The sequence below is a fragment of the Comamonas sp. BIGb0152 genome (genome assembly GCF_024809975.1).
Classification (GTDB): domain Bacteria; phylum Pseudomonadota; class Gammaproteobacteria; order Burkholderiales; family Burkholderiaceae_C; genus Comamonas.
The window spans coordinates 65,422-77,404 of sequence record NZ_JANUDY010000011.1; the positions used below are offsets into that span (position 1 = coordinate 65,422).

Below are 11,983 nucleotides of genomic sequence, written 5' to 3' on the forward strand. Positions count from 1 at the left end.
AAAGCCCGGACGCATCCGGGCTTTGTCGTGTCTGCTTGGGCCGCTTAAGGGGCCAGCACCACTTCCACGCGGCGGGCTTGGGCATTGTTGCCAGCGTTCTCGACAGCCTCTGGCTTCTTCAGCTCCAGCTTGTCTTCGGTCAGGCCCAGGGCCAGCAGCGCATCGCGCACGGCAAAGGCGCGCAGCTTGGCCAGCTCGGCGTTCTTGTCGGCGTCGCCAGTGGCGTCGGTGTAGCCCGAGATGACAGCGCGCTGGCCGCCCTTGACGCCAGCGATCACGTCCACCAGCGCTTCGTTGGCGCCTGGTGCCAGCTCTGCCTTGGCCGTGGCGAAGTAGAACTTGACCACACCGTTTTCGATGACCACTGCAGCAGCATCGTCGGCAATCACGGCGGCGCCATTGGCACCAGCGGCACCAGCGGCACCAGCGGCATTGGCGGCTTGCGCAGCAGCGGCAGCACGGGCAGCAGCAACGGCGGGGTCGGTACCGCCCAGCACGGCACCACCTGTGGCGCCGGTCTGCACCACGGCCGTGGTTGCGCCGGCCTTGCCGGACTTGGCGCCGTGCAGGCCTTTATAGGCACCGAACCACACAACACCCAACACCACCAAAGTGACCAGGGCAAAAACAAGGCCCAAGGCAAAGCGCTCATCACCGTCGTTATTTTGCGAAGAACTCACGATCAGACTCCAGGCACCCGTGGTGCATAAAAAGAGAAAAAGAAAATGTTTTTGATGGAATGCTGTGGCCGCGCAGGCCCGGCATTCCCCCATTGCCAGATACGCGCGAGATTGTACCTTGCAGCGCAGCAGCTGCGCCTCGAATGCCCCGCGCCATCCCGCGCAACGCCCCCGCTCGCCATGCGGGTCTGACCGGTAGGCAGCCGCCGCGCGTTGCCTGAAAATAGATAGCAGCTGATGCCCACACCATGCCGCTTTACTAGTAATTACCCTCTATTTCGCCGCTTTCGAAGAAAAAAGTTTTTATCCTTGCGCTTCTTCGCAACATTGGCGCAGCAATTTGTCTAGGGAAAGGCATAGTTATTCGTAAAATCAGTGCTTTTCGAAAATGTGCATTTGCTTACCAGCAATGAGCACGTATTACAGGACTAGCCAACCATTGGAGACACCATGCAGGCTTTACTCGCTCTATCCAGAGCTATAGACAGGCTCAACGCCTTTGTCGGCAAATACTCAATCTGGCTCATCTTTGCCGCCACCCTCATCAGCGCGGCCAACGCCATCGTTCGCAAGGCCTTTGACGCCAGCTCCAACGCCTTTCTCGAAGTGCAGTGGTACCTGTTCGCCTGGTCCTTTTTGCTGGCCGCTGGCTACACCTTGCTGCACCGTGAACATGTGCGCATCGACGTCATCAACTCGCGCCTGTCCAAGAACAAGCAGGTCTGGATCGACATCATTGGCTTTGCGCTGTTCCTGACACCGCTGTGCATCACCATCCTGTGGCTGAGCATGCCGGTGGTGATCCAGATGTACCAGTCCGGCGAAGTCTCGGGCAACTCCGGTGGCTTGATCCGCTGGCCGGTGTGGGCAGCCATTCCCGTGGGCATCACCTTGCTGATGCTCCAGGGCCTGTCCGAGCTGGTCAAGCGCATCGCCTTCCTCACAGGCGATGGCCCCGACCCGATGGGCAAACTCAGCGACAAGAGCGCCGAAGAAGAGCTGGCCGAGGCCCTGCGTGCCGAAGCTGAAATCAAGCAGGCCCAAGCCGCTGCAGCCCAGGCTGCCGCGCGCCAAGCCTGACGGTAGCCAGAGGATCTCAAGATGGAATTTATTGCTACCAATTACGCCCCGATCATGTTCGCGGGCCTGATCGTCTTCTTGCTGCTGGGTTTTCCTGTGGCGTTTAGCCTGGGCGCTGCCGGCCTGATGTTCGGCTTTATCGGCATCGAGCTCAATGTCTTCCCCTCGTCGGTGATGGCCTGGCTGCCCCAGCGGCTGATTGGCATCATGGCCAATGACACCTTGCTGGCGGTGCCCTTCTTTACCCTGATGGGGCTGATACTGGAGCGCAGCGGCATGGCCGAGGACCTGCTTGACACCGTCGGTCAGGTCTTTGGCCCGATCCGCGGCGGTTTGGCGCTGGCCGTGATTTTTGTCGGTGCGCTGCTGGCCGCCACCACCGGTGTGGTGGCCGCCTCGGTGATCTCCATGGGCCTGATCTCGCTGCCCATCATGCTGCGCTATGGCTATGACCGGCGCCTGGCATCGGGCGTGATTGCTGCATCGGGCACCCTGGCCCAGATCATTCCGCCGTCGCTGGTATTGATCTTGATGGCCGACCAGCTGGGCAAGAGCGTGGGCGAGATGTACAAAGGCGCCTTTATTCCCGGCTTCATGCTGATGGGTCTGTACGTGCTGTGGGTGGCATTTTTGGCCATCTTCAAGCCCAAGCTGGTGCCCGCCTTGCCGGTGGAAGCCCGCATTTACCGCGAAGCCAATGGCAATGCCGGCTACACCTCCCTGGTGGTCGTGGTCGGTCTGTCGACCATTGTGGCGATCTTTCTGGCCAACCACATGGCCAACATCCACACCTGGTGGGAAGGCACGCTGGTCACCGATGTGGCCACCGACGAGAAGATTGTCACAGCCATGTGCGGCGGCACCTTCATCGCCTTTGTGATCGCCTCGATCAACCGCATCTTCAAGCTGGGGCTGCTGTCCAAGCTGGCTGAGCGTGTGACCTTCGTGCTGATCCCCCCGCTGCTGCTGATCTTCCTGGTGCTGGGCACCATCTTCCTGGGTATTGCCACGCCGACCGAAGGCGGTGCCATGGGTGCCATGGCCGCGCTGATCATGGGCTTTGCCCGCAAGCGCCTCAACATGACGTTGCTCAAGCAGGCGCTGGGCTCGACCACCAAGCTGGCCAGCTTTGTGATGTTCATCATCATTGGCGCAACCACCTTCAGCCTGGTGTTCCAGGCCGCCGACGGCCCCAAGTGGGTGGAGCATCTGCTGACCAGCCTGCCAGGCGGCCAGACCGGCTTTCTGATCGCGGTCAACGTGATGATCTTCTTCCTGGCCTTCTTCCTGGATTACTTTGAACTGTCGTTCATCGTCGTGCCCTTGCTGGGCCCGGTGGCCGAGAAGATGGGCATCGACCTGATCTGGTTTGGCGTGCTGCTCGCCGTCAATATGCAGACCTCGTTCATGCACCCGCCATTTGGTTTTGCGCTGTTCTTCCTGCGCTCGGTGGCACCCGATAAGCAGTATGTGGACCGGGTCACCCACAAGGTGATCGAGCCAGTGACCACGATGCAGATCTACAAGGGCGCTGTGCCGTTTGTGCTGATCCAGCTCGTGATGGTCGGTGTACTGATCGCCTTCCCTGGCATCGTCACCGGGGCATTGGACAAACCTGTCGTCGTGGATATGCAAAAGATCAACGCGCAAATGATGGACCAGCTCGGCGATGCGAATGGCGGCTACGGCGCGGACAACCCCTTTGCCAGCCCCGACAGCAGCGATACGCCCGCAGACGCTGATGCACAGCCTGCCCCCGCTGCAGAGGGCTATGGCTCGGACGACCCGGCCAAGGCCTTGCAGGACTCGCTGGGCACGCCCCCTGCAGAGACCAAGTAAGGGCGCCTGCAGCCCCTCACTACCAAACCCCGGCTTGCCGGGGTTTTTTTATGGCTGTCTGCCGCCCGGCCAGCACAGCACACAGCGCGCCGTCAAGGACCACATCGGCATGCGAAAGCGCAGACTCCGGTCATCAAGAGCCCCGCACCTACTGGCATCGCAGTTCAGGTACTGACAGACGCAAAAAAGCCGCAGCAAGCTGCGGCTCCCGGACTGTGCAGCCAAGCCCCAATGGCCTGGCGCTTCCCTCGATCAGGGCAGTTTGGCCTGGGCCATGTACTGGTTGAACGGGTACTCGGAGAAGCGGTTCCACAGAATCTGGTCCTTCTGGAAAGCGCGCATGTCCTGGTGGATCTTCTTGAACTCGGGCGACTTGGCTTCGTGCTCGGCAAACACTTCCATCGATGCCTTGAAGCCGGCATCCATCAGCTCTTTGGAGAAAGGCTTGAGCTGGGTCTTGTTGGCGACCAGCTTCTTGAGCGCGATGGGGTTGAGCACCTGGTACTTGGCGGTCATGTCGGCAGCGGCCACACGGGTGGCGGCGTCCAGGATGGCCTTGTTCTCGGGCGACAGCGTGTTGTACTTCTTGATGTTGATGAAGAACTCCAGATCGGCCGAACCTTCCCACCAACCGGGGTAGTAGTAGAACGGAGCCACCTTGTTGAAGCCCAGCTTTTCATCGTCGTAAGGACCGACGAACTCCACCGCATCCAGCGTGCCTTTTTCCAGCGCCTGGTAGACATCGCCTGCAGGCATGTTCTGACCCACCACGCCCAGCTTGGCCATGGCCTCACCGAACACGCCACCGCCCATGCGCATCTTCAGGCCCTTCAGGTCGGCAACGGTTTTGATTTCCTTGCGGTACCAGCCGCCCATCTGGGTGGTCGTGTTGCCAGCCGATGCGGTCTTGAAGTTGTATTTTTCAAAGAAGGCATCGAGCAGCTTGCGGCCGTTGGCATGGTCTTTCCAGCCCGCCATCTGCAAGGTGGTCAGACCAAACGGCACCGCGCAGCTGAACGCAAAGATCGGGTCCTTGCCGGTGAAGTAGTAGGCTGCCGTCTGGGCCATGTCGATGGTGTCGGCCTGCAAGGCATCGACCACACCGAAAGCGGGCATCAGCTCGCCTGCAGGGTGAACCGAGATTTCAAACTTGCCGCCCGACATGGCCTTGACCGCTGCGGACAGCTTCTCGGCGCTGCCGAAGATGGTGTCCAGCGACTTGGGAAAGCTCGAAGCCAGGCGCCAGCGCACTGCTGCCTGTGCATGCACCGCTGGCGCTACACCTGCAGCCAGAACACCGGCAATGCCGGCATTTTTGATAAGCGAACGACGATCCATGTATGTCTCCAATTATTTGTAGAAAGTAAAGGTAGCTATCGTGCCATAGGCGCAAGCCGCTTTGAGCATTGCAAATTGTAGAAATGGTTGCAGAAGTGACTTCAGGGGGTTTTCCCCAGAGTCAGGCAAAGGATTTTGTCCGCATTGCGCCACAGCGTGATCCGATGCAGCAAGGCCCACCCTCAACGCGACGCCCAACAGCGAAAAAGCCCGGACACAAAGGGCCGGGCTTTTGAGAGGTTCCAGGGCAGAGCCTGGCAGCACATCAGGCCGCAGCGCTCTGGCCAGCAGCCGCCTCAGAGACTGCAAAACGCTCGCGGATGCTGCGCTCAATGCCAGCAGCATCCAAGCCCTGCATGGCCATCAGCTTGACCGGGTCGCCATGCTCGATAAAGGCGTCAGGCAGGCCCAGCTGCAGCACGGGCACATCGATGTGCAACTGCTGCAGCGCTTCCAGCACCGCACTGCCGGCGCCGCCCATCATGCAACCGTCTTCCACGGTCACCAGGGCCTCATGGCTTTGGGCGATCTGCTGGAGCAGTTCAGTATCGAGCGGCTTGGCCCAGCGCATGTTCGCCACGGTGGCGTTGAGGGCCTCGCCCGCTTGCAGCGCCGGGTACAGCAAGCTGCCAAAGGCCAGAATGGCGATGCGCGGGCGGCCAGCCACGGCAGGCTGCGCCTGGCGGCGGATCTCGCCCTTGCCAAAAGGCAGGGCTTCCAGCGATTCGAGCGGCGCCACACCGGCACCGGCGCCGCGCGGGTAGCGCACCGTCACGGGGTGGTTCTGGGCAAAAGCGGTGCTCAGCAGCTGGCGGCATTCGCGCTCGTCGGCCGGGCAGGCCACGCTCATGTTGGGGATGGCGCGGGTGAAGGCAATGTCGTAGTTGCCGGCATGGGTGGCGCCATCGGCACCGACCAGGCCAGCGCGATCAAGCGCAAACACCACGGGCAGGTTTTGCAGCGCCACATCGTGGATCAGCTGGTCATAGCCGCGCTGCAAAAAGGTGGAGTAGATGGCCACGACCGGCTTGAGCCCTTCGCAGGCCAGGCCAGCGGCGAAGGTCACGCTGTGCTGCTCGGCAATGCCCACATCGAAATAGCGCTTGGGGAAACGCTTTTCAAACTCGACCATGCCCGAGCCTTCGCGCATGGCGGGAGTGATCGCGACCAGGCGCTGGTCCTGGGCGGCCATATCACACAGCCAATGGCCAAACACCTGGGTGAAGGTGGGCTTGGGCGGCGTGGCCGGCTTGACCAGACCAATGGCCGGGTCGAACTTGCCGGGGCCGTGGTAGGCGACCGGATCGGCCTCGGCCAGCTTGTAGCCCTGGCCCTTTTTGGTGACCACATGCAGAAACTGCGGGCCCTTGAGCTGGCGGATGTTCTCCAAGGTGGGGATCAGCGAATCGAGGTCATGGCCGTCGATGGGGCCAATGTAGTTGAAGCCAAAGTTCTCGAACAAGGTCGCGGGCACCACCATACCCTTGGCCTGCTGCTCCAGGCGCTTGGCCAGCTCCAACAGCGGCGGCACCTGCTTGAGCACGCTCTTGCCCACGCCCCGCGCCTTGGCGTAGAACTGGCCGCTCATCAGCTGCGCCAGGTAGCGGTTGAGCGCGCCTACGGGCGGGCTGATGCTCATGTCGTTGTCGTTCAAGATCACCAGCAGATTGGCATCGCTGACACCGGCATTGTTCAGGGCCTCAAAGGCCATGCCGGCGGTCATCGCGCCATCGCCAATGATGGCCACGGCCTGGTGGTCGCTGCCCTTGATCTTGAAGGCCTCGGCCATGCCCAAGGCCGCCGAGATGCTGGTCGACGAGTGGGCGGTGCCAAAGGCGTCGTATTCACTCTCACTGCGCAGCGGGAAGCCCGAGATACCGCCCCACTGGCGCAGGCCGTGCATGCGGTCGCGCCGGCCGGTCAGAATCTTGTGCGGATAGGTTTGGTGGCCCACATCCCAGACAAAGCGGTCTTGCGGCGTTTCGTAGACGGCGTGCAGCGCGATCGTCAGCTCCACGGTGCCCAGGTTGGAGCTGAGGTGGCCGCCGGTTTTGGACACGCTTTCGAGCACAAACTCCCGCAGCTCACGCGCCAGGGTCTTGAGCTCGGCGCGCGACATCTTGCGCAGATCCGCCGGATCGTTGACGGTGGCTAGCAGGGGAAAGGTCTTCGTGGACATACTTTGGTTTGGATCACTTGCTACGCATACTTAGAGAGCATCCGCGCAGTTTTTTACTTGAATTGCAAGGGGCTATGTTAGCGCTTTGGGGCCAGAAGACTGGTCTAAAGGCGCATTTGGCCTACTCAGTGGCTGCGGCGCACGACCATGTCCGCCAAGGCCGCCAACGCGGCCGTCTGGGGCAAACCACTGCCGGCCAGCGCCTGCTGGGCCTCGGCCAGCAGCTCATGGGCATAGTCACGCGCCGGTTGCAGCCCCATCAGCGATACATAGGTGGGCTTGTCGTTGTCGGCATCCTTGCCGGCCGTCTTGCCCAGGGTGGCAGAGTCGGCCACCACGTCCAGCACATCGTCAATCACCTGGAAAGCCAACCCCAGGGCCGCACCGTATTGCTGCAGCGCCAGCAGCGCCGCACCCTGGATACCGGCGCAGGTAGCGCCCATCTCGACACTGGCTTGCAGCAGCGCGCCGGTCTTGAGCTTGTGCATCTGCTGGAGCTGCTCGCGGCTGAGCTGCTTGCCCACGCTGGCCAGATCAATGGCCTGGCCACCGGCCATGCCGCTGTAACCGGCTGCCAAAGCCAGCTGGCGGCACAGGCGCGCCTGCACGGCGTCGGGGATGGCACTGCCCTCGGGCACCAACAGCTCAAAAGCCAGCGCTTGCAGCGCATCACCGGCCAGCAAGGCCTGGGCCTGGCCAAACTGCACATGGACCGTGGGCTTGCCACGGCGCAGCACATCGTTGTCCATGCAGGGCATGTCGTCATGCACCAGCGAGTAGGCGTGGATCAGCTCCACCGCGCAGCCTGCGCGCAAGGCGGCCTCCGCTTGGGGCGCATCCAGGTTGCCGGCAGCCTGGGCCGCTGCCAGCACCAGCAAGGGGCGCAGGCGCTTGCCGCCATCCAGCACCGCGTAGCGCATGGGCTCGCCAAGGTTGGCCGGGGCATCGGCGGCGATCCATTGCGTGAGGGCGTCCTCGACGCGGGCCAGTTCCTGGTTGCACCAGAGTGCAAAATTATCGTGCGTTGATGTCATTGTTAGCGCTTATTCCTCGCTGGCCCAGGGCTTGGGCTGCCCCTCATCCAGTACTTTGATCTGGTCCTGCACCGCTTCGAGCTTGCCCCGGCAAAATGCCAGCAGCACGGCGCCACGCTGGTAGGCAGCCAACATATCGCCCAGGGGCAGCTGGCCCGACTCAATGCGCGCCACCAGGCCTTCGAGCTCCTGCAGCGCACTTTCGTAGTTGTCGGGTTCGGGCAGGTCTGGCGTGGCAGTGGTCTTGGAAGCGGTGGCCTTAGGCATGGGCAAAGCGGGCAAACGGGTTGCCCAGGTGCATGGATAAAGCCATGATTTTAGGCGCAGGACAAGCCACCGCGGGCGCAGGCCCGGCCGGCCAGCACCTGCAACCCGGCTGGCCACACGCTATTCCCACAGAAAATCCCCGCCATCTGTCGCAAAGCAAGACGCTGCAGCTATCAATTTGATAATATTGCCGCTCTATGGATGCGACAGACAGACGGCGCCAAGCCCGTGGGGCCACCCGCCAATTCACGCATGAACAGAACGGGAATAACCCCACTGGGTATAATCCCATTTTTCGCGAAACCGGCCATCCTTTGTTGTTGCTGCCGGTTTTATTTTTTTCTCAGCGTGCGCACGCGCACCCTCCCTGTGGGGAGTCTTTAGGTCAGGTCACCCATGTCTGATTTAAGTCTTCAACTGCAGCAGGCCGCAAGCCAACTTCCAGTTTCAAGCTACTTCGATCCCGCACTGTTCCAGCGCGAGATGCAAACCATCTTCCAGCACGGCCCCAAATACGTGGGCCACCAGCTGGCGATTCCCGAGATTGGCGACTACTACGCCCTTCCCCATGAGAAGGAAGGGCGTGCGCTGGTGCGCAATGCCGCAGGCCAGGCCGAGTTGATCTCCAACGTCTGCCGCCACCGCCAGGCGGTGATGCTCAAGGGCCGGGGCTCGCTCAACCAGCAGCAAAAAGGCAGCGCCGGCGGCAACATCGTCTGCCCCCTGCACCGCTGGACCTACAGCCCCAGCGGCGAGCTGCTGGGCGCCCCGCATTTTGCGCAGGATCCTTGCCTCAACCTCAACAACTACAAGCTGCAGGAGTGGAATGGCCTGCTGTTTGAGGACAATGGCCGCAACATCCAGGCCGATCTGGCCAACATGGGCCCGGCTGCAGCCTTGAGTTTTGATGGTTTTGTGCTCAACCATGTGGAAATGCATGAGTGCAACTACAACTGGAAGACCTTCATCGAGGTCTACCTGGAGGACTACCATGTCGGCCCCTTCCACCCCGGCCTGGGCAATTTCGTCACCTGCGACGATCTGAAGTGGGAGTTCGCCAAAGAGTACTCGGTGCAGACCGTGGGCGTGGCGCCCACCTTTGCCAAGCCGGGTTCGGACATCTACAAGACCTGGCACGAGGTGCTGCTGAACTTCCGAGGCGGCAAGATGCCCGAGCACGGCGCGATCTGGCTGACCTACTACCCCCACATCATGGTGGAGTGGTACCCGCATGTGCTGACGGTCTCGACCCTGCACCCGCTGAGCGTGGACAAGACCATGAACGTGGTGGAGTTCTACTACCCCGAGGAAATCAGCGCCTTCGAACCGGAGTTTGTACAGGCCCAGCGTGCCGCCTATATGGAAACGGCCATCGAGGACGACGAGATCGCCGAGCGCATGGACGCCGGCCGCAAGGCCTTGTTCGAGCGCGGCGACAACGAAGTGGGCCCCTATCAGAGTCCTATGGAGGACGGCATGCAGCACTTCCATGAGTGGTATCGGGGTATGATGCAGCCCGCCGTTCCAGACAAGTGATCTGGCGGTCAGGCACTTCCAGTTAGCTCGACCTATAGCTGCTAGCGCTTTGCGATAGCAGCTTTTTCTATTAAAGATCTCCCATGCAAGCCCTGTGGATGGTGGCCGCTGCGTTCATGTTTGCACTCATGGGCGTGTGCATCAAGTTCGCCTCTGTGTATTTCAATGCGGCCGAGATCGTGTTCTACCGGGGCATCATCAGCATGGCGCTGATCTGGTGGCTCACCCGGCGCCAGCATATTTCACTCACCACCCGCTACCCCAAGATGCATGCCTGGCGCAGCTGCATCGGTGTGACGTCGATGGGCATGTGGTTCTATGCCATTGGCAAACTGCCCCTGGCCACGGCCATGACCTTGAACTACATGAGCAGCCTCTGGGTGGCCGCCTTTGTCGTGGGCAGCGCCTTGCTCAACTGGCGGCCCAAGGCCGAGGGCGACCAGCCCGCGCTGAATATTCCGCTGGTGCTGACGGTGATCAGCGGCTTTTGCGGCGTGATCCTGATGCTGCGCCCCAATATCGAGGCCGACCAGATGTTCGCCGGCATGGTGGGGCTGATGTCCGGGCTGATTTCCGCCTTTGCCTATATGCAGGTCGTGGCCCTGTCGCGCATGGGCGAGCCCGAGCAGCGCGTGGTCTTCTACTTTGCGGTGGGTTCGGCCATTGCTGGCGGGCTGGCCACCTTGTTTGTCGGCACGTCCCGCTTTCCGGGCTGGCCTGCGCTGTGGCTGATCCCCGTGGGCATTTTGGCCGCCGGCGCACAGTTGGCGATGACGCGTGCTTACGGCTCGGCCACCACGCGCCGCGCTACCTTGGTGGTGGCCAACCTGCAGTATTCGGGCATTGTGTTTGCAGGCCTGTTCAGCATCGTCGTCTTTGGTGACCAGATCCCGGCCATTGGCTGGATGGGCATGGCCTTGATCGTTGGCAGCGGCATTGTGGCCACCGTGCTGCGCAAGCGCTAGGTAGTGCGACAGGTAGTGCGACAGGTAGTGCGCGAGGTAGTGCGCCAAGCCTTGCGCTGGCAGCGGCAGGCCCGGCACTGCCACATAATGGTTGGCAGTCTTTTCTCTGGAGCACCCTGCCATGGCCACCACACCCCTCACAGCCACTTACTCCCCCCTGATCACCGTCGCCCAACTGCAGGCGCTGCAGCAGTCCAGCCCGCTGCAGCTGATGGTGTTTGACTGCAGTTTTGAACTGGCCCAACCGGCCGCAGGTGCCGCGCAGTTTGCCCAGGCGCATATTGCCGGCGCCATCTACGCCAATCTGGACAAGGACCTGAGCGCCCCCCATGGCGCCCTCAGCCATGGCCAGACCATTACAGCCACGGACCTGGGCGATCCCGCATCCGGCGGCCGCCACCCGCTGCCCAGCCGCGAGCGCTTTGCCGTGTGGTTGTCGCAGGTGGGCTTTCGCAATGACATGCAGGCGGTGGTCTATGACCGCAATGGCGTGAACTATGCCGGCCGGCTGTGGTGGATGCTCAAGTGGGCCGGCCATGACGCCGTCGCCGTGCTCGATGGCGGCTTGCAGGCCTGGCAGGCAGCGGGTGGCGCCATCGAAGCGGGTGAATCTGCCAGCCACTTCCAGAGCAATTTCGAGCTGCGCCCTGCGCTGCGCACGCTCAAGACCGCTGCGCAGGTGCAGCAGGCATTGGGCGCGCAGCAAACCGTGGTTGATGCCCGTGCCCCAGCCCGCTACCGCGGCGAGGTCGAGCCCCTGGACCCCGTGGCAGGCCATATCCCCGGCGCGCTCAACCGCCTGTTCACCACCAATATCGGGCCCGATGGCCGCTTCAAGCCTGCGGCCGAGCTGCGCGCCGAGTTTGATGCGCTGCTCGCCGGGCATGACCCGCAGACGGTGGTGCACCAGTGCGGCAGCGGCGTCAGCGCCCTGCCCAACCTGATCGCGATGGAGATTGCCGGCTATGCGCCCACGGCGCTGTTTGCCGGCAGCTGGAGCGAGTGGTGCAGCGACCCATCGCGCCCGGTGGAAAAGGGCTGATGGGCCGGCGCTGAATGGGTGGT

Annotated in this window: 10 protein-coding genes; 5 read left to right on the forward strand and 5 right to left on the reverse strand. The window is 62.1% G+C overall.

The window, feature by feature from the left end; all coding sequences use genetic code 11:
- Positions 1-44 precede the first annotated feature (44 nt).
- Entirely contained in the window at positions 45-683 is a 639-nt protein-coding gene (locus tag M2375_RS19345; protein ID WP_259169866.1) for an OmpA family protein, read from the reverse strand.
- A gap of 447 nt (positions 684-1,130) precedes the next feature.
- Between M2375_RS19345 and M2375_RS19350 the strand changes: the two genes are divergently transcribed.
- Positions 1,131-1,760, forward strand: a complete 630-nt coding sequence (locus tag M2375_RS19350) for a TRAP transporter small permease subunit (protein ID WP_259169609.1) — start codon at positions 1,131-1,133, stop codon at positions 1,758-1,760.
- 21 nt (positions 1,761-1,781) lie between these two features.
- Positions 1,782-3,599, forward strand: coding sequence for a TRAP transporter large permease subunit (locus tag M2375_RS19355; RefSeq protein WP_259169610.1), 1,818 nt, complete (start codon positions 1,782-1,784; stop codon positions 3,597-3,599).
- 252 nt (positions 3,600-3,851) lie between these two features.
- Here M2375_RS19355 and M2375_RS19360 read toward each other — a convergent pair whose 3' ends face one another.
- The 4 genes from M2375_RS19360 to xseB all read right to left on the reverse strand — a co-directional run bounded on the left by M2375_RS19360 (position 3,852) and on the right by xseB (position 8,417).
- Positions 3,852-4,937 (reverse strand): TRAP transporter substrate-binding protein, encoded by a 1,086-nt coding sequence (locus M2375_RS19360; RefSeq protein WP_259169611.1) that lies wholly within the window; start codon positions 4,935-4,937, stop codon positions 3,852-3,854.
- A 265-nt stretch (positions 4,938-5,202) separates the two neighbouring features.
- Complete coding sequence (gene dxs / locus M2375_RS19365) at positions 5,203-7,116, reverse strand: 1-deoxy-D-xylulose-5-phosphate synthase (RefSeq protein WP_259169613.1); 1,914 nt, start codon at positions 7,114-7,116, stop codon at positions 5,203-5,205.
- A gap of 125 nt (positions 7,117-7,241) precedes the next feature.
- Positions 7,242-8,150: a polyprenyl synthetase family protein gene (locus M2375_RS19370; protein WP_259169614.1), complete on the reverse strand. Its 909-nt coding sequence runs from the start codon at positions 8,148-8,150 to the stop codon at positions 7,242-7,244.
- A 9-nt stretch (positions 8,151-8,159) separates the two neighbouring features.
- Positions 8,160-8,417 (reverse strand): exodeoxyribonuclease VII small subunit, encoded by a 258-nt coding sequence (gene xseB, locus M2375_RS19375; protein ID WP_259169615.1) that lies wholly within the window; start codon positions 8,415-8,417, stop codon positions 8,160-8,162.
- Between the two features lie 396 nt (positions 8,418-8,813).
- On the opposite strand from xseB, the gene M2375_RS19380 reads away from it, so the two are divergent.
- The 3 genes from M2375_RS19380 (at position 8,814) to M2375_RS19390 (ending at position 11,960) form a co-directional block, all read left to right on the forward strand.
- Entirely contained in the window at positions 8,814-9,953 is a 1,140-nt protein-coding gene (locus M2375_RS19380; protein WP_259169616.1) for an aromatic ring-hydroxylating dioxygenase subunit alpha, read from the forward strand.
- Positions 9,954-10,036: 83 nt separating this feature from the next.
- The gene (locus M2375_RS19385) at positions 10,037-10,918 is read left to right on the forward strand and encodes a DMT family transporter (protein WP_259169617.1); all 882 of its coding nucleotides are present in this window, start codon (positions 10,037-10,039) and stop codon (positions 10,916-10,918) included.
- A gap of 121 nt (positions 10,919-11,039) precedes the next feature.
- The gene (locus M2375_RS19390) at positions 11,040-11,960 is read left to right on the forward strand and encodes a sulfurtransferase (RefSeq protein ID WP_259169618.1); all 921 of its coding nucleotides are present in this window, start codon (positions 11,040-11,042) and stop codon (positions 11,958-11,960) included.
- The last annotated feature ends 23 nt before the right edge of the window (positions 11,961-11,983 follow it).